Annotated in this window: 26 protein-coding genes and 1 pseudogene; 14 read left to right on the forward strand and 13 right to left on the reverse strand. The window is 37.9% G+C overall.

All coding sequences use genetic code 11. From position 1 onward, the window contains the following. The first annotated feature begins 153 nt into the window (after window positions 1-153). The 3 genes from DLM76_RS20335 to DLM76_RS20355 all read left to right on the forward strand — a co-directional run bounded on the left by DLM76_RS20335 (window position 154) and on the right by DLM76_RS20355 (window position 2,378). Window positions 154-432 (forward strand): hypothetical protein, encoded by a 279-nt coding sequence (locus DLM76_RS20335; RefSeq protein WP_118966381.1) that lies wholly within the window; start codon window positions 154-156, stop codon window positions 430-432. A 111-nt stretch (window positions 433-543) separates the two neighbouring features. Then, complete coding sequence (locus tag DLM76_RS20340; protein ID WP_118966451.1) at window positions 544-867, forward strand: hypothetical protein; 324 nt, start codon at window positions 544-546, stop codon at window positions 865-867. 893 nt (window positions 868-1,760) lie between these two features. Next, window positions 1,761-2,378, forward strand: coding sequence for a hypothetical protein (locus tag DLM76_RS20355; protein ID WP_118966383.1), 618 nt, complete (start codon window positions 1,761-1,763; stop codon window positions 2,376-2,378). Window positions 2,379-3,039: 661 nt separating this feature from the next. Here the strand turns inward: DLM76_RS20355 and DLM76_RS20365 are convergent. Then, window positions 3,040-3,345 (reverse strand): hypothetical protein, encoded by a 306-nt coding sequence (locus DLM76_RS20365; protein ID WP_147455811.1) that lies wholly within the window; start codon window positions 3,343-3,345, stop codon window positions 3,040-3,042. 237 nt (window positions 3,346-3,582) lie between these two features. On the opposite strand from DLM76_RS20365, the gene DLM76_RS20370 reads away from it, so the two are divergent. Continuing rightward, on the forward strand, window positions 3,583-3,924 hold the full coding sequence (locus tag DLM76_RS20370) for a helix-turn-helix domain-containing protein (RefSeq protein WP_118966386.1): 342 nt from the start codon (window positions 3,583-3,585) through the stop codon (window positions 3,922-3,924). Here the strand turns inward: DLM76_RS20370 and DLM76_RS20375 are convergent. After that, window positions 3,890-4,807, reverse strand: a complete 918-nt coding sequence (locus DLM76_RS20375; protein WP_118966387.1) for a hypothetical protein — start codon at window positions 4,805-4,807, stop codon at window positions 3,890-3,892. The genes DLM76_RS20370 and DLM76_RS20375 overlap by 35 nt on opposite strands. Before the next feature lie 24 nt (window positions 4,808-4,831). Further along, a complete protein-coding gene (locus tag DLM76_RS20380; RefSeq protein WP_241548319.1) occupies window positions 4,832-5,476 on the reverse strand; it encodes an LBL_2463 family protein in 645 nt (214 codons plus the stop codon). A 234-nt stretch (window positions 5,477-5,710) separates the two neighbouring features. Between DLM76_RS20380 and DLM76_RS22195 the strand changes: the two genes are divergently transcribed. From DLM76_RS22195 to DLM76_RS20425, 10 genes and pseudogenes are all read left to right on the forward strand, one after another. Then, window positions 5,711-6,166, forward strand: coding sequence for a LexA family protein (locus tag DLM76_RS22195; RefSeq protein WP_118966388.1), 456 nt, complete (start codon window positions 5,711-5,713; stop codon window positions 6,164-6,166). Beyond that, window positions 6,150-7,412, forward strand: coding sequence for a Y-family DNA polymerase (locus DLM76_RS20390; RefSeq protein ID WP_118966389.1), 1,263 nt, complete (start codon window positions 6,150-6,152; stop codon window positions 7,410-7,412). The genes DLM76_RS22195 and DLM76_RS20390 overlap by 17 nt, the downstream gene beginning before the upstream one ends. Window positions 7,413-7,437: 25 nt before the next feature. Further along, window positions 7,438-8,115, forward strand: a complete 678-nt coding sequence (locus tag DLM76_RS20395) for an SOS response-associated peptidase (RefSeq protein ID WP_158586408.1) — start codon at window positions 7,438-7,440, stop codon at window positions 8,113-8,115. 283 nt (window positions 8,116-8,398) lie between these two features. Next, window positions 8,399-9,532, forward strand: coding sequence for a hypothetical protein (locus DLM76_RS20400; RefSeq protein WP_118966391.1), 1,134 nt, complete (start codon window positions 8,399-8,401; stop codon window positions 9,530-9,532). Between the two features lie 151 nt (window positions 9,533-9,683). Then, a complete protein-coding gene (locus DLM76_RS20405) occupies window positions 9,684-10,289 on the forward strand; it encodes a YajG family lipoprotein (RefSeq protein WP_118966392.1) in 606 nt (201 codons plus the stop codon). Between the two features lie 318 nt (window positions 10,290-10,607). Continuing rightward, window positions 10,608-11,447 (forward strand): hypothetical protein, encoded by an 840-nt coding sequence (locus tag DLM76_RS20410; RefSeq protein WP_241548320.1) that lies wholly within the window; start codon window positions 10,608-10,610, stop codon window positions 11,445-11,447. Window positions 11,448-11,468: 21 nt separating this feature from the next. Beyond that, window positions 11,469-11,630: pseudogene (locus DLM76_RS22200) on the forward strand (IS481 family transposase); the annotation flags it as partial. Between the two features lie 315 nt (window positions 11,631-11,945). After that, window positions 11,946-13,031, forward strand: coding sequence for a hypothetical protein (locus DLM76_RS20415; RefSeq protein ID WP_118966393.1), 1,086 nt, complete (start codon window positions 11,946-11,948; stop codon window positions 13,029-13,031). Between the two features lie 121 nt (window positions 13,032-13,152). Further along, on the forward strand, window positions 13,153-13,938 hold the full coding sequence (locus DLM76_RS20420) for a DUF2971 domain-containing protein (protein ID WP_118966394.1): 786 nt from the start codon (window positions 13,153-13,155) through the stop codon (window positions 13,936-13,938). Window positions 13,939-14,057: 119 nt separating this feature from the next. After that, a complete protein-coding gene (locus DLM76_RS20425; protein WP_118966395.1) occupies window positions 14,058-14,984 on the forward strand; it encodes a DUF2971 domain-containing protein in 927 nt (308 codons plus the stop codon). On the opposite strand, the gene tnpC is transcribed toward DLM76_RS20425, so the two are convergent. From tnpC to DLM76_RS20475, 10 genes are all read right to left on the reverse strand, one after another. Further along, window positions 14,895-16,472, reverse strand: coding sequence for an IS66 family transposase (tnpC, locus tag DLM76_RS20430; RefSeq protein ID WP_118966396.1), 1,578 nt, complete (start codon window positions 16,470-16,472; stop codon window positions 14,895-14,897). The genes DLM76_RS20425 and tnpC overlap by 90 nt on opposite strands. 43 nt (window positions 16,473-16,515) lie before the next feature. Further along, window positions 16,516-16,863, reverse strand: a complete 348-nt coding sequence (gene tnpB / locus DLM76_RS20435) for an IS66 family insertion sequence element accessory protein TnpB (protein ID WP_118966397.1) — start codon at window positions 16,861-16,863, stop codon at window positions 16,516-16,518. Then, window positions 16,854-17,141 carry an IS66 family insertion sequence element accessory protein TnpA gene (tnpA, locus tag DLM76_RS21995; RefSeq protein ID WP_118966454.1) on the reverse strand — a complete coding sequence of 96 codons (288 nt, stop codon included), beginning with the start codon at window positions 17,139-17,141 and terminating at the stop codon, window positions 16,854-16,856. The genes tnpB and tnpA overlap by 10 nt, the downstream gene beginning before the upstream one ends. 255 nt (window positions 17,142-17,396) lie before the next feature. Further along, window positions 17,397-17,705, reverse strand: coding sequence for a helix-turn-helix domain-containing protein (locus tag DLM76_RS20445; protein ID WP_118966398.1), 309 nt, complete (start codon window positions 17,703-17,705; stop codon window positions 17,397-17,399). Further along, window positions 17,695-18,093 carry a type II toxin-antitoxin system RelE/ParE family toxin gene (locus DLM76_RS20450; protein WP_118966399.1) on the reverse strand — a complete coding sequence of 133 codons (399 nt, stop codon included), beginning with the start codon at window positions 18,091-18,093 and terminating at the stop codon, window positions 17,695-17,697. Before DLM76_RS20450 ends, DLM76_RS20445 begins: the two co-directional genes overlap by 11 nt. Before the next feature lie 260 nt (window positions 18,094-18,353). After that, a complete protein-coding gene (locus DLM76_RS20455; RefSeq protein ID WP_118966400.1) occupies window positions 18,354-18,557 on the reverse strand; it encodes a hypothetical protein in 204 nt (67 codons plus the stop codon). Between the two features lie 230 nt (window positions 18,558-18,787). After that, the gene (locus DLM76_RS20460; RefSeq protein WP_147455812.1) at window positions 18,788-19,342 is read right to left on the reverse strand and encodes a hypothetical protein; all 555 of its coding nucleotides are present in this window, start codon (window positions 19,340-19,342) and stop codon (window positions 18,788-18,790) included. Window positions 19,343-19,351: 9 nt separating this feature from the next. After that, on the reverse strand, window positions 19,352-19,828 hold the full coding sequence (locus DLM76_RS20465; RefSeq protein WP_118966402.1) for a hypothetical protein: 477 nt from the start codon (window positions 19,826-19,828) through the stop codon (window positions 19,352-19,354). Continuing rightward, window positions 19,813-20,379, reverse strand: a complete 567-nt coding sequence (locus DLM76_RS20470) for a hypothetical protein (RefSeq protein ID WP_118966403.1) — start codon at window positions 20,377-20,379, stop codon at window positions 19,813-19,815. Before DLM76_RS20470 ends, DLM76_RS20465 begins: the two co-directional genes overlap by 16 nt. Window positions 20,380-20,540: 161 nt before the next feature. Further along, on the reverse strand, window positions 20,541-22,229 hold the full coding sequence (locus tag DLM76_RS20475; RefSeq protein WP_118966404.1) for a hypothetical protein: 1,689 nt from the start codon (window positions 22,227-22,229) through the stop codon (window positions 20,541-20,543). Between the last annotated feature and the right edge of the window lie 9 nt (window positions 22,230-22,238).

Genomic DNA, 22,238 nt, shown 5'->3' on the forward strand with positions numbered 1-22,238 from the left:
AATCTATAGCAAAGAATAGAAAGTCTCGATCTCGTTGCTTTTGAGTTAAAGCGTTAAGATTTTTCTAGTGTGATAACCCTTTCTCCACAATGGCTCGTTACAACAATTTTTGGAAACCAAAGAAATGGAGATTATGAAAGGAGTGTGGGAATTATGAAACTGAAAATCTTGACATTGCTTTTACTGAGTTTGCTGAGCATTGATTGCCAGATCGGAACGCGTGTAGATGCTTGCAAATCAGATTTAAAAAGAGATTATTCGGCTAGTTTTTGTGAAATATTAAACATAGCACCACTTGCAAGGAGCAGTGATGGAACGAACACTGATGGAATAAATAATCTTATTATTGGATGCTTATTATACCATGTTAAGGTAAAGGAGTGCGAAAAGGAAGGGAATCAATACGTACCTGCTTTGTATAGCAAAGAATAGAAAGTCTCGATCTCGTTGCTTTTGAGTTAAAGCGTTAAGATTTTTCTAGTGTGATAACACTTTCTCCACAATGGCTCGTTACAATAATTTTTGGAAACCAAAGAAATGGATATGAGAGTATATTTCGTAAAATTGATAGTAATAAGTTTAATTTACTTGGTTTTTTCAAATTGTTCTATTGGATCCGCTAGAGATGCATGTAAGAATAATTTGAAAAAAAGAAGCTTGTTCGAGCCAAGTGATGACAGTTGTGAGTTTGTTGTCGTTGTAAGTCCATTGACTGCCGAAGGCTCAACGATTCCCGAAAGTTTTGATGCACGAAAAAATGCGTTATTGACGACATCCATGCTCAACTGTTATCAATATTACGAAAAACTTCAAGAGTGCAATAAAGTGGAGAAGAAATATCTTCCCGCAATATATAGTAAAGAATGATTGGCTCTGAAAAAGCACTGAGATCTTCATATTACATACTTTGCATATTTATGGCTTTGTTTATGAGCTGTTTTATAGGTTCAAGGCGAGATGCCTGCAGATATAATTTAAAGGAATCCTCAGGTGCGGCGGATTGCGAATTGTTGACAATATCGGCTTTTGTCCCATCGCAAGAGGCTACCAATTCGAATGTGCTTTCTGCACTGATGCTAAGTTGCTATCAATACTATGAAAAACTTCAAGAGTGTGAGAAGGAAGAATATAAATACATGCCTGCTATTTACGGAATCAATTCTAATCCTACGTCGGACGCAATTGCTGAAAGGATAGTTAGGGAAAAATGATCCCATGAAATTAAAAATATTACCTTTGATTCTTTTGCTTTTGGTTTCTTGCATTGCTGACTCAGAGAGGGTAAATTGTCGAGAGGATTTAGATAGTATTACTTTTGAAAGGGATATGATCTTAACCTTGTTGCTATCGGAGGCAGGAAAGGACAAGGTAAGTGAAGAGTAATATGCAGCAAACAAGTCATTGAATTTCGCATATTACTATTTATTAAATGAGAAATCGCTTGAAAAGGAGCGAAGATGTGAGGGTGACTTTTTCCTTAAGCTTTTTTCCCCAGAATCAAAGGATTTAAAATAAGATTCAGCTTCCGCGTTAAGGATCGATGCGTGGTCAAGTTATTGCTTCGACTAAAGAGCAATGAGTTTAAAAAAACTCTAATAACTTGACCGAAGCGGAGAGCCTGTGCCGCGTTCAGCGGCAACGCCCCAGTTTTTTCTCTTAGCGATGGGATCGAACTTAGCATCAGGAGTTCCGAATGCGCTTAAAATTTCAGAAGTATATGATTATGGCTCTTTTACTTCGAAAAATGTAAATGGTAGTTTGTGAAAAAGTATTTACTCATCTTTAGTTTCTGTTTTATAAACTGCTGGACTTATAATACTTATAAGTTTTCAGAAATTACGATTCATCCTGTTTGCTTAGGATTAGAAGAAAAGAAAAAAGTAGTATTAGTTGTGAACTATGATATTTATAGGAATGGCGAGTTAGGTAAATATGCAAATCTCTTTTCAAAAATGCACAATTCAAATTTCTTTAAGGAAATTAAAGAATTAATAGAGGATACCGGATATTTCGTCGTAATTGGATCTGATCCGTCAACAAAGGATTACGATTTTAAGATCGAGGCGCGATATTATGAAAATGCTGAAGGAGGTTATAGGGAAGTAAATTTCTTCGGATTTTCTCAGACGAGGGCTTCAACTAAAGTTGGAGGGACACGGAGCGTGAATATTCGCATAGAGGATGAGGAAGGTAAGGAGATAATTCATTCTGAAAAGTATGATAAATACGGGCTAATCAATCCAATTCTTTTTAATTTAGCTTTTTTAATCGAATTACCTCCAGCGATAGCACGGGAAAGGATAAACATTGCGAATATGAAAAAGGCGGCCGTTTATGAAGTCGTCACTGAATTAAAAAATAAGAATTTGGTCCCTTGAATTTTCAAATGATGTATTTAAGGTATTCCATTCTAAAGTTTAATTTTGCATTTGGAGCGGTTGCGATTTTATTTATACCAGCCACCTCTTTTTAGTTTAGATATTCGTGAGATTACCGTTTTACGAATTATGAAATAAGTGAAGAATCTAAGCTATGTTTTAAAAAGTTAGACGAATGTAAATCTGAATGTTTGCGTTCCTATCCAAATAGAAGTGATTTAAGACAGTCGAAATGTCGTTATTATTGTGTGATCGATATTAAAGAGAAGTGCGAAGCGCCCGTATATTATAAGTCAAATCGAATATAGAATTCTTTTTTTATTTTGGATAACCCCATTTACTCGGACGGCCCCAAGAGATTGTAGACGGATATTGTAGTCCCTTTATGGCGTTTCTTTATGAATTCTACAGCATTTCGAAGTCCTGTTGAATTCTTAATTGCATGAATTTCCGAGGGTGTGAAAAATCTTTTAAGTTTCTTTTCCACTTCCCGAATTTCTTCGTCAGTAAGTTCGGGCGGCGTCATGTTTTTAAAGTTTGAAGACAAAAAATCCTCCACAGGTCTTAAAGATAAGATTGTAAAAAAGTAAATAGGAATAAGAAGCCCAATTCTACTAATTCTCCTTTGAAAAATGCTAATAAGGCACATTTACCAATTCATTTAACTTCGCTTATATTGCTTACTATCTCTTTCAGAAGGCCTTCCTTTTTTCTTTGCTGAACGATTGTGTTTAATTCCGAGACTAGAAAGATATTCGAATGTCGGTGGGTTAAAAATGTCTCCGTGAAACGCGAGATAAACAGAAGTGTAGCAGATACAAAGTCCTTTTTTCTCTAAAGCCTTATGAACATGAGCGATTGGTTTTTTTATTCCAATGGCGCGTATCGCATCTATAAGTTCCTGGCCATGCAAGGGTTTGTCGCTCGCCAAATTCGAGTTTGTTTCCATGTTTTTGTTATTTTCCACATAAGCATTTCGTTCGAAAAAGACGGGAATTCCGTTTTGAATGCGTTTTATGATCCGAATTGGGATTCGAAGGTTAAGACTTTTAGATTGCATAATTATACTTTTAAAATTTACTTACCCTGAATTTAAGAAACGACTCTTATGTTTATAAAAGCATAATATGCGTTAACGCATAAATCAACAAAAAAATATCCGCAGATGCATAATTTTGACATTTCAATTCAGCTCCGAAAATTGATGAAAATCAGAGGTTGGACACAGGAAGAACTCGCGAAAATTGGAGGAGTAAACCAGTCGTCGATTAGTCGATATATGCAAGGCGCTCTTCCGGCCTTGGATTTTATTATAAATTTATATAAGAATAAAAGAGTCGATCCGATTATCTTCGTTCGAGATTTCGAGGAAGATACCGTAAAATTTGATGTTATTGGTGAGCGATTGGTTGAGGATGTCTCGCAGTTCCTTCGTTTTTTGAAAAACTCACCGGATGCTTTGGAGTTATTTTGGAAAATTTATAATCTGGATGAAGTAGGGAGAAAAGCTGTTATTGCTTTCGTAGATAGAATCCTAGAGGAATAAAGGACTTCTCGCTGTTTGCAAGATAGCAATAAATCTCATCTGTTGTTAGTTCGGAGTTTATTTGTAAGTGAGTGAAGTTTTGAATAATTCTCGCGACAACATTTTTTCTCAACCGAAAAAGGGCTCTTTGGTAGCTAACGGAATCAACTTTTCTGTAAATGAAAATATTCGTTTTTGCAACAATTGAATTTGTTTGAATTAAGTTCTCGAAGCCTGAGGTTTCAAAAAGATTGATTCGTGTGATCCCTATAGACCATATTGCAGTAGCGATTGTGCATCCGATCGGTGCAATGAAATTATACTCTGGAAGGCCGTAGAATTTTAACAAAACTGAAAAAACTCCAATAAAGCAAAGCCACAGGAAAACTCCGACGGAAATATAAACAATACGAACTCGATCCAGTCCTCTTCTTCTTTTAAATCCTAAACATAACACAAAAACTGAATATAAGAGACTCAAGACTCCACCAATTACGAAATAATCGTAGAGGAACCCGGATTCAAAAAATAATTTTGATTCGGAGATTTTCGCGTTTTTTATATAGTAATCGGAAAAACTAAATGTTACAAGCGGGAGGATATATCCTAAAAGAATCAAATAATTGCATACTTTTGAGAGTTCTTTATCAAACACATAGGGGTAGATGAATCGAACGAGGAGTAAGGGGCATGCGATCATCGGCAAAGTCATAGCCCGTGCCCAAAGTAAAGTATTGCCGGGGAAAACAAATGGAATCGCGAATAACGTATCCCAAACACCTATTAAGACGCAAAGCGCGCCAAAATCGCTGAACTCGCGTCTTTGGCGGACCGCAAAGAGGATGTATAACCCCAAAGAAAAATTAAATACTGAAGTGCTAAATAAAATTGCAGATGTTTCCAAGGTTTTTCCCTGGAAAACATTAACTTAACTCTGACGTATTTTTGCAATAATTTTCGCATAATCCGACACTTGTATTGCCCATTCGGTCGGTCGAATTTCTCCCGCTTCCAATTTGCCATAGTTTGGGTAGTAAATTGTATATGGATGATCCTTTGATTCGACCGTTCCGAAACGATTGTAGAGCCTACCTACGGACGGCCTTTCAATATCATAAAGACCAAATGTCGCGTCAAAGTTTTGTTGGACTGTATATTCAGCGCTCATAACCAAAACTCTTAATCCTGCGGTCATGTTTGAAGCAGCAAACGAATTCATTTCAGAAATATTTCCGTTGCCCAAATCTACTTTTTCTTCAGAATCTTTTCTTATTGCATATTCGATTGGAAGTCCTTCTGGACCTCGCACTAAGACGCGTGACGTTGCTACTATATTTTGTTCATCGTCAATTCCAATGAAATACTGGCTCAGGCCGTTTAAATCAAATCTTCGATCAAAATCGGCATCATAGCCTACATAACCGAGCTTTGAATACTGGTCTTGTACGAATGTTCGTGCCTTCTCAACTAATCGTGCGTTCGTTTCGTAATTGCACATTAGAAAGAGGGTTGCTTGCTTTTCGGGGTTTTGATGTTTCGTTGTTTGTGGTTCTTTGAGTTTAATATGTGACATAATATAAATATGTCACATTATTTTCATAATTCAAGCTTTTGGTAAATCCTTTCTATATTTTTTCTTAAAGGGTTTTGCGGGTATTTAAGGAATTTCGAATATTTGGTTTATGTAAGGCGCTGACGCCGACGTTTTCCATGTTATGTTCTCCTAACCGCTAAAAAAATCGATAGTTTGCCGGACTAATTTGATTCCCGAATTGACAATGCTCGATACCTAAACTAATGTGTAGGAGTGAAATTCGACGAGAATCAGCCATTCCGATCTAAGATATTATCCGATCGAGTATACCCTTTTATAAATCCAGTCCGCGCGGGGTTCCCATCGCCCGCAGCGGAATATATCGAAAGCGAGCTTAACCCTATCGATCTTCTCGTACCGAATCCGGATTCCTCTTTTTTCGGCAAGGTTCTTGGAAATTCAATGGAGGATGTTTTCGTTCGAAATGGCGACCTTATCATCGTAGACAGATCGATAGAACCGCGTAACGGACACGTCGTGGTCGGCACATACGAAGGAGCGTTTCTTACGAAAATCCTCCAAATCGAAGGAAAAAGACGAACACTCGTTTCCGGAAATCCGCTCTATCCCCCGATTCCAATCACGAACGAAAACGAATTCCAACTTTGGGGAGTAGTTAGGTGCAGTTGTCACGATTTACTTGGAGGGTGGGGTGTACGCCCTCGTTGATTGTAATTCGTTTTACTGTTCGTGCGAGCGTCTTTTCCGTCCGGAACTTCGAGACCGTCCGGTCATCGTGCTTTCAAACAACGATGGTTGCGTAATTTCGCGAAGTTCCGAAGCGAAAGCGATCGGAGTTAAAATGGGTGAACCTGCGTTTATGCGAAGAGAATTCTTTGCCGCGAATAACATTCACGTTTTTTCTTCGAACTACGCGTTGTATGGCGACCTCTCGCGACGCGTGATGAACCAATTGCGCGACTTTTCTCCGGAAATTGAGGTCTACTCGATCGACGAAGCGTTTTTAGGACTTAGCGGTTTCCCAAAAATTACGTTACCCGCGATCGCGAATAACATTTTTCAAAGAATCCCGCGAAACACCGGAATTCCGGTAAGCGTCGGCATCGGACCAACGAAAACTCTTTCGAAGATCGCGAACCACCTCGCGAAGAAGAGAGAAGAATACGGCGGCGTTTTTATAATCGATTCCGAAGCCGCGCGAGAAACAGCGCTCAAACAAGTTTCCGTCGCAGACATTTGGGGAATCGGTCCCGCATTCTCGCGCAAACTCGAAGCGGTCGGGATTATGAACGCTTGGGAATTTGCGAACGCGAACAAGCATTGGATCAGAAAACATTTAACGGTCGTCGGTGCGAGAATCGCGTATGAGCTAAACGCGATTGAATGTTCTACACTCGTAACGATTGACCCTGCAAAAAAGACGATCGCGATCGCCCGGTCGTTCAGCTCAATGCGTGACTCGCTGGAGTCTTTGGAGGGTGCAGTCGCAACGTTTGCGACGCGCGCAGCATTTAATCTTCGAAAACAAGACGGTTACGCGAATTTAGTCCGCGTCTTTATACATACGAACGCTCACAGACCGGATCTGGATCAATACGCGACAAACATCCCGATTCCGTTGCCCGTACAAATGCAAGATACAATGAAAATCGTCCGCTATGCGCTGCTTGGCCTACGGCGGATCTACAGACCGGGACTTCAATACAAAAAAGCGGGCGTGATCCTGGACCAAATCCGAACGAAGGGCGATCAGCAAGACGACCTCTTTAGCGACTTTGATCGAAGTCGTGATGAGCAAATTTCGAGCGCGATGGATCGGATAAACGGAAAGTTCGGAAAAGATAAAATCAAACTCGCGGTCGCAAGCAAGCAGAACGCGTGGTCGCTCCGCCAAGAAAACCTTTCTCCGCGATATACAACAAGATGGGAGGACATTCCGCTTGTGCTATCATAACTCGCTTACCGCTTCTTCGCAGAAGTTGTCTGCGCGATTTAGCGCAGGACTGATCGAACCAGCGGATTTTAAACCGATCTTTCACGAACATGGTTACGAACATAAACCGCGCCCTCTTGTAATTCGTGAAGATGAAAATCGATTTTTAGGGGCAGGCTGGGGACTGATCCCCAAATGGGTGAAAAGTGTTGAAGAAGCGAAACTGTCGCAAAATCGAACATTGAACGCAAAATCAGAAACGATTTTTGAACTACCTTCCTTTCGCGAAGCAATTCTATATAGAAGATGCCTGATTCCTTCGACTGGATTTTACGACAGCCAAGAGGTTCACCAAAAAACGTATCCCTATCGAGTTTTTTTAAAACATGAAGAGATCTTTTCTTTGGCGGGGATCTGGGAAGAATGGGAAAATCCGGAGACTGGCGAAATAAAAAAAACGTATTCTATGCTCACAACTCCGCCGAATCGGAAATTCTCGCAAATTCATACACGAATGCCTTTGATTCTTCCGCGAGAAAAAGAAGAGATTTGGATCGATTCGGCAATGAAAAGTCGAAAGGATATTGAACCTCTTCTCAAGATATATCCAGAAGAAAACTTAGATTTCTATACAATCCGGAAATTCCGTCCAGGTGACAACTACGACGAAGACATCCTAAAAAAAGTAGCATACGAAGAACTTAGCCAGCAGGAGCTTTTTTGAAAAAATCACCCTTCCCGAAAACGGGAGGGGGTTAAAAGCATGGATTTGGTTGATTAAAGACTGCATTTCGGCAAAACGTCGCATTTAATCAATAAATTATTATTTCCTAAATGAATATTCCAGTATTTTAATTGAATACTTAATAATATACTTTACTCTCTTTAATCTCAAAAGCCGGTATTCGGTTAATTCTACCAATTTTAGGCACGTGAGATAGTTCCAGAAATGAAAGACTTTCCTTTCGATCTTGAAATGGGTTGGAAATTTGGATTGGAGAAATGAAATGAAAATTCTGAAAAGATTGTTCGTATACCATCTTTGTTTTGGGATGCTTGCGTGTGCGACTGTGTACAAAACAGGAAGTTCTTCAGGTTATGCCCATAGCCAAGGATTCGATCATAACGCCGAGCTTTCAAAGGAGCTGGCAGAATTAAAGTATCCAATGAGTACCGGGCTTTCTATCTCAAAACCGGAAATCAAAGAGAAGGAATTTTTGGCGTGGCTACGAGCGAATAAAACCAAATTCAATTCCGTTCTCGCAGCAATGGATTCCAATTACCAAATATATACATATATTCATTCGATCGAAGGGGTTAAGTCTGAAGTCCTGAAAAAATATTGCGATGAAGTAAAAGAACAGGTAAATAATGGATTCAGAAAAGAGGGCTTCCCCGTAAATCGATTTGGAACGCTCTGCCGAGGATGGAAAGAGACAATCGCTAATATTGACGCAAGGAATATTCTAAACAATCGAATTACTTTTCAAGTTAGATCTCCGGACAATTCGTTCGAAAGCCGGGCATTTGAAATCGAGACAAATGTGTTAGAAGCATTAGGAAAAAACGAGAACGTTTCCGTTGTAATCGAAGGTCACGTTGAAGTTACTGGTTCATTAGATGCAATAGGACCAGACGAACTGAAACTTGTATATGGTTGTACTGCTTCGATAGATGGAAGCAATTCAATCCGGTATGAAAGTGAAGTTATAGATTTAACCGTGAAAAAGAAAGACTTTGCCTTGAACACGATTAACGTAAGCAAAGAGATTTCCACAATTAAATGTTCAATGCGTGTATATGATGAGGACGGGTTCTCTCGAAGCGAAAAAGAGACGCTGATCGAATTTACAAACGGAATGGACGGGTTCGTGAAAAATTTAAAAAATCCCTCAAAGGGATTGGAATATTTCAAGACTGAAATCGCTCCGTGGATTATTGGAGTGCCTTTGTTCCTTAAACTCTTTGATCTAATCGACCCTAATGATTCCGGGGATATGACCTCCATAGAATTGGGTAAGAGTCGTGGATTTACTCCTACGATTTATCAAGTTTCCGAACCGGATCGCAACGTAAAACCGATTCGACTCTGGTTTACGGTAAACATAGAACATACGAACTTCGATAATCCAGCAAAATAGGGATCGTAGGTAGATAACTGAATTATAATCGTATAGAATCAAAATAAGTTTAGTATCAAAACTTGTTTCAGAGAATCAAAAAAAACTTGCGGACGCTCCGGCATCGACGTCATGCTATATACAAAATCTTTAATTCTTTTAAAGGGGAATAATGAAAAGAATCGTATGTGTGGCAGGGATGTTGTTTTCGATCTTGCTGGTTTCTTCCAATTGCGCGTTTTCGGAAGGAACGATTAGAGCTGACTATCCAAATCCAATTCTAAACGAAAAAACCAAAAAGAACGTCACTTTGATTTTTCAAAAATCGGATGATTCACCTGTTTCGATCGTAGACGGATTCAACAGGGAAGGAATTCGTAAGAATAGTTTAGGATTCGAGACCGCGCACATGTTCACCGATCCGAAAGGGCCGCAGATGTTGAAAGAGATTTTAACAATGGAGTTAAAGAACTCTGGAATCGATGTAGTAGAAAGCTCAGATTCAGCTAAAGCACCTCAATTGGAATTAGAATTACTCCATTTATTTATGGAGGTAGAAGTCGGAATATTCGCAGGCGATATTGTAACGATCATCGATGCAGATATTATAATGAAGACGAATGGGAAGGTATATAAAAGGAGATTCAAAGGGATAGGGGAATCGAGGACAATTCTCTGGATAGATCATTTTTATAAGAAATCACTTAAAAGATCCCTCGAAGACTTTGTAAAGAAGTCTGTCCCGGAAATTATCACTCTTATTAACGAGAAATCTTAATGCGCGGAGTTATGAAAATGAAACTTAGAAATCTGATACTGTTACTTTTGTTATCTTTCTTTTTTGGTAACTGTTTTTATCAATTGATATACATTGATCGTGTGGACCGGACGGAGCCGCAGTGGAAAGTTACGGAAGAAGAGAAGAAAGAACTGAAGAAGGTGACTAAGTAGAGTTCCTCGCTTCGTTGGGGATCGTTAATGCGACCCTAACTCTGGAGTAAAGCCGCATCGCGCATGTGCGCTTGCGACCGCAATGTCAAGGAGGCTCTTTCGTTATGCGCAAATTTACAAAAGATAATTAACAACAAGGATTATAATGAAGAAGGCTTTTTTGATATTTTACACACTTATAGTAACCTCAAATACAATTTCTGCTGAATCAGATTCTAAGAGGGGGAATTTATTTATTGAGGCTACTTATTCGGAAGGGTTTAAATACCCGAAGGCGAAATTAAATAGAATTGATGATAGCGTAATGGATAAGGAAAATAATTTATATACGCAACCTGATGTAATTGGATATTATACTTACAATTACGGAACCACTGCAGAAAAGGTTGCTAGCGTATATGTCTTTGACCATTCTCCAAAGCCAAAGTTATTTGGACAAACTACAAGCCTTCTCTTTGAATATGTTATGAAATCTACTTTTGGAATCGGGCTTAGTCTAAATAGTTCAAATTTTCAAGCTTCTCACCTTAGCTATCCAAAGTTCGATTCGTTATTCGATTTAGGTCTTATTAAGAATGCAACGCCAGGATTTGCCGGCTTTTCCGTTGACCAGCTTATCGGTTACGAGATTTTGCTTCCATATCAGACTCACCATGACAACGAGTTTTTAAAAATAAGAACTGCGAATATAAACTTCTCATATCACTTCTTAAAGGAATCCAATTTCGATCCGTACATTAGAATAGCTTTCGGCTATGGAAAAGAAGGCGTCACTGATTCGAAAATATATCAAAGTAGCCTTATAATCGGAACACGTTATTTTATGAATAATAGACTTTACTTACTCTGCGAAGTTGTCGGTAATAACTATGATGCGTATAGGGTGACTAACGGGACTTTAAAAAATATACTAAACGAAAAAAATAGGCATGTTTGGTCGTTACAAGAATATTCCGCAAAAGTCGGTTTAGGTATCAATTTCTAACAATTTGCAATTCAGCGTATAATATCATTTGGCTCTTATTTGATTGGCGAGCGGGTCGGGTTTGATGAATTCTCAAGGCGTTTGTGTAAGTTATATTTTACCAACGCAGTAGTGAGTACGTTAGATTTATTTACAGGAAAAGTATTGAAATACGAAACACCTGTGTACAACTACAACGAATAAGTATAACCCATGTCTCCGGTCTAGAGTGTTACCGATGTGCCAGAACATACAAAAGGGTAGGGGAAAAAGGGCGACAGAATTACATATTATCGGAAGTAGGTGGGACCACAAAGTCCTTGATTGTTAAAGAAAAGTAAAATACGCAATTGTATTTTTTCTTAATAAATAAATGAAATTACTCTTGAACCAATGGGACGCATTATTTTAAGTTAGTTAGAACTAATTGATATACGAATATATGGAATAAGTCATGTATTTATATAAAGTCGGAAATGAGAATTTAATCAAAATATCATAATGCTATTCTTTTAGAAAATGAAAACAATATATCTAGATAACAATGTTTATGATGCTGTGCTTAGAGAAGAAGTTAACGCTAAAAAATTATGGGCAGACCTGCTTAGCCTAAGTAATGGAGGCAATGCTCGCGTTTTGTATTCTTTAGCCAATATTTCGGAGGCTCCCAAGGATGGGAAAGTTATAGCTTTAATGCGAACCTTATGCAAAAATAACTATCTAAACGAGAAATATCAGATAGTTGAAAGAGATCCTCAAGAGCTTCATCGAACTTTGCATGAAAATTCACTTGAAAGTGATAAACTTATAATGACTGAAAGTTTGTCAATAGCAGCTCCGCCATTTGATCTGAGGCCTTACTTAAATACATTAGGATTTGGACCACAAAGACTTAACAATATTTCCGAAGAAGAAATTTTTCCTGTTTTAACGGATTTGTTTGATAAATTACTTTCAAATGGAACCGCAAATGTAGCCGGAGGTCCTTATGCGAATTTTGACATGGATAAGTTCGTGAAAGAAAGGCAAGCGCAAAGTATAGATCTGATTGAAAAACAAGAGAAGTCAACTGTAGCCGAACTTATAAAAATCAAAGATGATTTAATATCATCAACTGAGCAATACTCAAAATTATTCGACCTTGATATTGCATTATCAAGGGAAATTATAGCTCCTAAATTAGCTGAGATAGATTCACAATTAAACGTCTTTCGAATGCAGGTAGCCGATACAAAACGGAAACTCAAAGAACAAAAAAAATCCGATGGTGTTCAAATTAAAAATTTTAAAGATTTCTTGGAATTTCTATATTATGCAGTGGATCCCCCGATTACTACATTATTTGGTAAGATTCAGTTACATTTTAGTTTACTTGATTCTTTTGGCTATTATCCAGATACTAAAAAGAAGAAAAGGAAAGAACGGGATGGAGGATACTGGGTTGAGATATGGGATACAAATCATCTTTTATTTGCTTTGAACTGCGACTATTTTATTACTAAAGATTTCGGATTTTATTCGCGAGCAAATGCAATTATAAAATACCACAACTTGAATTTAAGAATACTTTCTATTGAACAATGTGAAAAAGAATGGTTCGATTGATTTCATGTTACATCGTAAAGTTTCGTCTCCTCGCTTTGTTAGTGCAAAAACGCTTGTGAGCGTAAAGTCGAGAGGGCTCTTTCATTAAATGGCATGCTAAAAGATATTCTGGAATACTATTATGATGCTCTATAAATACAGATCAATAAATGAATTTACTTTTAAACTGATATTGGACAACGAACTTTATTTCGCAAAGCCATCTGAATTTAATGATCCTTTTGATTCTAGGACAAAGACCATTTACCACGGAACATTTAATGAATGGTATACTTTATTTCGTAGGAATGGAATGAATCATGATGAGTCAAAGCAAAAAGCTGAAGAATGGGAAGGGAAGGTAATTGATGATTCAATGTTGGGGGATAGGCAGGCCTCGGATGACGAAAACAGAATATTATGTCTTTCACAGGTTCGGGATAATATTCTAATGTGGGCTCACTATGCAGATCAGCATAGAGGTATTTGTCTGGGATTTGAAGTTACTGAATTGAAAAAAAGTAGAGGATTGGAACTTGAAGAAGACGATTTCGAACTTCCAAATCCCAATTATCCGAAAGGTTATCTGTCAATACTCGATGTCAACTATAATAATGTAATGCCGCCGCCATTAAATTTACTCAAGGAATCTCCTTCTGAGATATTTCGGTTCTTACTAAGGAAAAATGAAGACTGGAAATATGAATATGAATCACGTTTATTTTTGGTAAATGATTGGATAAAAAGAAATCCAGTTCGTTTTAAGAAAAAAATACTTAAAGAGATTATTTTTGGATTAAGAATGTCGGAGACTGATAAAAAAATAATCCGAGATATTATTACTAAAAATTACGTAGAGAATGGCTTCGATGTTCGAATTTTTCAATGTCATGAAAGCGATGTTAATTATCAGCTTTCCATCAATTAATTTAGCACGTCGAAAAATTGCGCTTACGAGACTTTTTCTATGCCTCATTCAACTCTTTCGCACATAATTGATAGAGGATGTAACGTCGAAGGACTTCGTTAGTGCAAAAATTTGTAATTATGAAATATTCAGAAAAAGTTAATCAATTTCTAAGTGAATATATACCAGGTCCTAAAATATATTCTCAGACCTACTATCATTATACGAAACTTTCTACTCTTATTGAAATTCTAAAAAATCGGGAAGTATGGTTCACCGATATATCGTTTCAAAATGATACAACTGAGTTCAGCTACGGTTTAGAAAGAGCAAAGAAAGTATTTTCTATTGTAAAGACGAGTATGGATCTATCTGACTTTTCAAATAAGGTTGCTGATTCATTTGAGAAAGAGATCGATAACATGGGCAGAAATTTTCGTATTTTCACTTTTTCATTAACGTTGAATCGAGATAACCTCGTTCATTGGTCTCGATATGCACGATCAAATCAAGGGGTATCTATTGGTTTTGATATTTACCAGCTCGGCCTTGCTGAAAGAGAAGGAGAGCTCCCGGCTTCATTCATACCGTATCAAGTAATCTATGATAATGACGCTCAAGCAAAAGCATTTGAAAAATTATTTAAATGCTATCTAGATCATGTTCAGACGACCCAGGGTCTGACTAATGTAGATGTTCGTCAAATCGGTAGCTTAACAATTGCAATGGCAACTCATTTATGTTCTTTTTTTAAAAATGAGCATTTCGTAGATGAGAATGAATTACGATTCATAAAATCTGTCGACGTCAGAGAACCTAAAAAGGTCCAATTCCGATTCCAAAATGAGACTATGATACCCTATATCATTTGTGATCTGGCAAACGAAAAAGTAACACCAGCAAATCTGATTAAGGAATTGATACTTGCCCGCGGTGCGAAAATAAATAAAGTAGCAATGGAAATATTTTGTAACCGCCTAACGAACCACAAGCCCACCGTTTTTTGGCAGATCCTCGCAAGAAAGACTTCTCGGTATCGTTTCCCAAGACTTAAAAAGATCTCGTAAATAAGCGTAAGGATCGATACCTGAGATCTTTGCATTTTGAATTAACGAATAGAATCCCGCGCTCGCAGTTGCCCCTTGTGGACAACCGGAGAAGAGCCAGTTTTTTCTACCGATCACAAAAGGACGAATGTCGTTCTCAACGAGATTCGTATCTAATTGCAATTCCGGATGATCCAAAAAGAGAAGCAGTTTTTCCCACTGGCCAGAAAGATAAGAGAGCGCTTTTCCCATAGAAGATTTGGGAGCAACTTCGACGATCCGTTTGTTCATCCAAGAACGAATCTCATCAACGATAGGCTTAGATTCGGATTGCCTGAGTTTCAGATGTTCTTCAGAACTTAAACTTTCTACCTTAGCTTTTGACTCGATTGTATAAAGCTTACCGATTTTCTTTACGATCCATTCTGCTTGCACATTCTTAGAATCGATTTTTAGAATTTCGAAAAATCTCCTCCTCGCATGATTCCAACATCCCGCGTGAAGAATCTTAGATTTAACTTTCAACAAAGAATCGTAAGATTCAAAACCGTCCGTTTGGATGATTCCTTCAAATCCCTGGATCCATTCTTCTAAAAACTTAGCGCTCCGACTCGGCTCATAATGATAGAGAACAACGGGCTTTTCTCTGATGAACCCTCGGATCACCCACATATACGATTTGGATGTATTCAACTTTCCTTCTTCGTTTAACACTTGAAGAATCGTCTCATCGATCTGCAAATACTTCGATTTGAAAAGTTCCCTTCTCACATCCTCGATCATCGGAGAAAGTTTTTCAAAAACTTGAATTGCGGTATTGGAAAGGGTGCTCCTTGAAATATCCACTCCCGATCTCTGGAGAATCCCGGCTTGTCTGTAAAACGGAAGAGCATCCGCAAACTTTTGAGTAAGCGTGTGAGCTAAGAATCCGGAAGAAAGCATACTCTTCTCAGCGATCTGATGGGGAACCGGCGCGATTCTTACGACAGGTAGAGTTTCATCAGAAGTTCCTTCACAATGCTTACACGCATACTTAGGGCGAATATGAACTTCGACTTGTATTTTAGCCGGGATAATATCTAACTTCTCGGACTTGTCTTCTCCGATACGAGTAAGCTCGTGACCACAAGAACAGGTTTTATCAATTTCAGGAATATCATGTAGGATTTCGATTCTTGGAAAGTAGTCCGGGAAAGGTTTTCTTCCCGTCTTCTTTCTTGTATGGCTTTTAACAGGACTAAAAAGACTTTCTTCTTCGGGTTCAGGAGAATCTTCTTGCAAGGAGCTTTCTATTTCGTTAAAAAGAAATCCTTGATCTTTTTCGATCTGACTCCATTTCTCAGTCTTTCTCCCGAAAAGCTGGATCTTCAATCTCTCGATCTGATCCAAATGTTCGGATTCTTTCTGTTTTTGGAGTCGTAATTCTTCCTGATATTTATTATTCTCTAATATAATGATTCTTTTTAGTTCTTCTACATCATCAGGAAGAGAGTTTAGATCCAAAGACATTCGGATTCAGTCTTAATACTTTCTTTTCTTGAGTCAAACATTTTCAACTGACATTCTTGTATTTTAGTTTCTTGTGCTCTTTGAAAAAATCGATCCCATTCAATAGCCAATGAAACCTTTCAACGGGTATTTTATGCACTTCCTCCTCTGAGTTCGGCCACGGGAATTTACTCTCTTCCAGTCTCTTCTGCCAAAGGCAAAACCCGCTCTTATCCCAGTAGAGCATCTTCAGTTTATCTTTCTTGCGATTGCAGAAGAGAAAGACGCTCGCCGAATACGGATCTTTTTTCATCTTTCCTTCTACGATTACAGAGAGCGTATTGATCGATTTCCTTAAATCCGTCGCCCCAGGTCGAAGATACACTTTTCTGTTTCCGGGATTTAACTCCATCGTCCTAAACTAAACTGAACGTTTACTTGGAGCGATGCCTTCCCCGACGTATCTATCTTTAGGGTCAAAAATTCGGCTTCTACCAATGACTGAGAATTTGTCGAGGAAGGAGGAATTTCTACAAAGTCGTTCTTCTCTGAATGCTTAGAACGTCTCTCCCAATGATATCGAAACGTCGTGTATTTGAGGTGTCTTTCTTTACAATACTGAGGCTGGGAAAGTCCACTCTTTGAAAAGTCATCAAACTCTTTGGGCCAATCTATTTTCGTTTTTTTCATCAAAGACAGTTTACAACATTTATACGATTAGAAAAAGGTGCGGTTGTTTAGGCGCTTACAATATTTTGCAAGCAGTACGACCTTGATCATAATATAATTCACGACTCCAAGGTTCCTTACAGAGCTGAATACGGCGGTTAACTCAGAATTTCACTCTTCACTTTGCATCCGGATTAATATAATTCTTAGAAAATTGTCCTGATCAAATGAGACATAATCCTGATGTGACAGAACATACATTCAAGGAAGTTAGGGCTACGCATGGACTTTCGGAACATGGTAGAGTTCTTTATTGCCTTTCTTGAATACTATTTCGGCCCCGAGTGCTTCGATTACACTTATTAAGCTATTGAAAGTAGGGTTGTCTCTTTTTCCTGACTTAATATCTTGAATTACGGTTGGGGATAGATTGGTCTTTTCCGCAAGCTCTCGCACGGATATATGCTCTTGTTCCATAAGTTCGCTTATCATTTCAGAAAGATAAAACTCGTTATACTTTTTTTCAAAGGATTTTCGCCTTTGAGGGTTTTGCATAATTCTATCGAAAGTGGATTTACTTTTCATAATATGCCCCTGCCTCTGTCCTTTCTAAATAATCTTTCCGAAATGCTACTGCTCTAGCTTTTTCGTTAGCTGGTAACTTGTCTTGCCTCTTTGGAAATCCATTCGTGATTATTATCTTTTTCCCCACGGTGAAAAAACAAAGAAACCTGTTTGGTTTAGGTTTAAAGGCGAAAATTTTATCACCTTCATTCCGGAACTTTTGTTCATTGAATATTTTTCCTGTATCAGCCATCTTTTTCACGAGTACAAGAAAGTCATCTTGCTCATCTATTGAAAGACCTTCAAAGAATTCTAAAGAGACAGATTTAGAATTTTTATCAAAGAACCATTCGATTTGAAACACCGGACCTTGATAAACTAAATATTCAGGTTTTTTTACTTTTCGCATTGTAACAATATAGTGGTACGGACGTGATTGTCAACAGGGAAATCTCGAGGCGGAGCAAAAGCACAACAAGTGTATGCTTACTATATGACTACCGATAATGTACATTATGTCACATAGAATTATGTCCTTTAATAAATGAGTAGAAAATGGCATTATCGGAAGTTGCCTGTTGCATCACATAATAATCTACTCCAAATCTTAGAAGAATCAATATAGTGCATTCTTTCGTTAGATGGTTGAGGTGCATTATGAAACTGAATCTACAGGAGAGACACATGGTCACGAAGATCTTCAAGGAGAGAGACCGTTGGGCTTTCAAGAAAGAAAAAAGTCTGATTCTCGATGAATTCGTAGAAGTCACCGGGTATAATCGATCCTCTTACGAGTTCGCTTAAGTCTTTCTTGAGCTGGGTCTCATCCACTTTGATTACTTTCAAGTGCGTTTTTTCTTCTTCTGCCTTCATTGGGGGTTCTCCTTTTTTTGAATTTGATCGTTACAAACTCAATCGGCAAGGAGAGCCTTCTCATTCTTTCTTAAATCTGAGAAATATTTAGGACGTTATCTAAATCTTCTACTCCATTTTTCAAAGCAATTCACAATTGCCGTGAGCCTAAAAAAACAGAATTAAAAACGGCGATCGAAATTTTAGATAGCACATTTAATTTCATAGATATGCAGAAGTTTAATTTAGCATTATAAATATTTATTTTTTATATTAAGACTCGTGTAAGGAACAGTTGTACGAAAATTGTATTTGAATATTCGCCGGTAAGATTTCTTTACAAATGCCAATTTTCTATTTTCTATTTGTTTTAACCTAAATAATTCTGTTTTATCAATAAGCGTAAATTTAATTTCATTGGGTTGTTGGGTAAGTTTTTTTTCTATACTGGCAAAAGGGACTATAATTTGAACAAATGTAAATCTTTTTGTATTTGTTGATTTAGCATTGTGCGTACCTGAATTACTGACAATATTGAATTTTAATTTTTTCATGCCTTCAACAAATACTTGGAAACTGTCACCGCTTAAAGTTTCACCAAGATTTAATTTTGAGTGAACGCAAATAATTGCTTTCTTCGGATTCAGTTCTTTTTTATTTTTTGCCCAACTATTCCTATCTGTTTTATATTTTAAACATTTCCCTTTTTTAGGAATTTCAACCACTGATGAGATATTCCATTTTCTAGATGTAATATCTGCCGAATCGCATTCCATCGAAACGTACTGTGTAATGTATTCAGACAAAATTCTTACCTATAAATTTTTAAGAAGTTCACCATAGTTTTCAGGTGTTATCGAAAACATTTCTTCTACTTGGTCAGTATCTAATTCCATTTCAATATCTTTAACAATCTTAGCTATAAGCCTTAAATCTCTTTCGGTTATTTTTGAGTCTAATGAAATTACATATTTGTTCCCATTATTGTTGATTTCGGATTCAAACTCTTCTTCGGAAATGGATTCACTTTCTAAATCATTTAATAATTTTAAGAAATTATTCTTTTTTAACAAATTTCGAATTGCTAACGTTTTAAATTTATCTAAATCAGAAATATCTCCAAGCCTCTCGCGAAATTTAGACAGCATAGCTTCAAATTCGCTATGTCTAAATTCGAATTTTATAATTCTGTTATACGTATTTAAGTTATCTATTGTTACCTTTTTAGCAGAAGACATTGATTTCTCTTGTGTCGCTGGAAAGTTTAATAAATCTTCTATTTCGACGCCCATCTGTTTACCTCCTCTATGTTTTTATTTATTGTCTCTTTAACAGAAACTTTAATAAATGTTTCTCTATTAAAGCGGTTTAAAAATTGTACTTGAAGTTTATTGTTAACCAATGAAACGAGCATCTCTTTGTTTAAAATTCCAGGTTCGGTTTTTATAAATTTAAAAGCCGAAAGTTGATAGCCCGCAACATTCATTTTATTTAATATTTCGATTGCATTTTTCTCTGATTTTTCCGAATCAATAGAAAAAGTCAATTCGATGACTGCCGAAGAAACAGGGGTATGCTGTAGATTTCCTAAAATTTTATCGGCAATAATTTTAGCATTAACTAATGTATCTTTTTTAATGTCGTTACATACAATCTTAATTGTTGAAGCGGACGGATAAATAGAAATATTATTAAGGGAATAACCAAATTCAATATCTTTTACGCTAAACAATACATCAAATGAATCTTGCGACTCAAACAAAAATTGTTGGACCCAGGGAGGAGTGAAAATCTTTGGATTCCAAGCACCGTTTAATATTAATTGTAATTTTATAGGCTCCACAATTACAAGTTTCCTAAGATATAATAATCAGCTACTTTTATTATCGAATTGGCCGGTTCAAATTTTTGCGTTTTTTAAAATTACTTATAAAATTTGCAATGAAAATTTCAAAATTGACAAAATTGTCTATTATAAAAATAAGTATTAAAGTATCTTTTTTGCTATTTTGACCGAATCAATAGCCCATTTGGATTCGAAAACATCGCCGCCATTTTCATAAAACTCCCCGAAATCGTTTGAAGATCGCTTACAATCGCGGAAATCCCTGTCGATACTACGGGAAGAAGAGCCTTCTCTATCCCACCTACCACCTGAATAAGTGCCTTCATAGCCCCCTGATTTTCCTTGAAAAGATCGAGCATCGCTTTGTTTAACTCGTATCCGACCTGAGCCGCGTCCGCGCCAACATCAGACGCAAACGTCTCTTTTTTCAGGTTATCCAGCTCAAGACCTTTGTTGTAACCGGCTTTGATTGCAGAATTATCCGAACCGAAATCCTTGTAGCCGAATTTTAGATCCGACATTTCCGTAAAACTTCCACCGGACATTTTTTGAATGATCCCGCGTGTGTTTCCATCGAGACCGGATAACGCGGAAGTCATAAATTTTCCGGGATTTTTTTCCGAATCGCGGATCGCTTTGAAAACATCCCCGCTGTTTGCTTTCAAAGATTCCGCCATAGAAAGAGAACCAAAAACGCCGCCACCAAAGGCTCCACTTCTTCCTTGATCGGTAAGCTGTTCTGCGAGAGCCATTTTCCGGGTCGGGTCCATTTTGGATCCGTCTCCGCGAACGATACCGGCGGAGAATTTGGCGTAGTCTGAAATATCTCCGGAGTAGCCTTTCGATCGAAGATTTTCAGAGATACTTGCAAGTTTTGAAATATACTCTGATTGGCGTAGCTCTCCAAATCCGGAGGCGTTAGCCCCACCTCTCAAATATCCTAAACTAGCATTCTTTGATTCTTTTCGAATCGTCTCGAGCTCGCGGACAACCTCTGAAAGACTTTTTCCTTGAGAGGATGCAAACTGAATTGTTTCGGAATCGATTTGATTTCCTTTTCCATAAACGGAATCGCCGGTCACTCGACCGCGCATAACGTTCGCTTGTGCGAGTTCCGCGTTTGAGAAATAACCGCCTCCCCCGCCGAGATAACCGCCGGTCGCTCCGATCGTCGTGGCTTGCGACTGCATAGCGGCGTGATACTGTTCGCCAATCGCTGAAATTGTTTTTAAAACTCCTCCCGCGATCGCAAATGCAGCACCGACAAAAGGAAGTGATCCGGCCGCAGAGGATAATGTCTGACCCTTAACTGATCCTCCGTCCGATCCACCCCCTCCCCCACCGGCTCCGGGAAGATTTCCTAAACCACCCTTGTCAAAATTCGCGGATTGAATTTTTAACTCAGCTTTCTGGATAGAGAATTGTTTTGCGCCGTTAGGATTCGAAAGTCCTTGAGATGGACTTTCACCCGTACCATCTTCTTCACCGGAAGAATTCTTTTTTTTCTTCTTTGAAAGAAGATCCTTCGCGGCTGAGATTTTTTTGTCTAAGGTATAGTAGAATCCACCGTGACCGGTTTCGTCAAGATCTGAACCGTCTGCTCCAATCTTGTTCGCGGTTACACTTCCGTTTCCGTATTTGGAAGCAGATTCTTTGAATCGTTTTTTGTAATTCTTAGGATACCAGGATTCATCTTTTCCGCTGTTTCCTCCTCCCCCACCTCCGGGAGATTTCGGAAACCTAACACCTCTCTTTGCTTTTCGCGCAACCCTTTCGAGTTCCTTTTCAACATCTTTGAAATCGGGTGTTGCGTGAACCGAAATGTCAATATGTTCGCCACTAGACATTTTTTAGCT

It is taken from the genome of Leptospira yasudae, assembly GCF_003545925.1.
Classification (GTDB): Bacteria; Spirochaetota; Leptospiria; order Leptospirales; family Leptospiraceae; genus Leptospira; species Leptospira yasudae.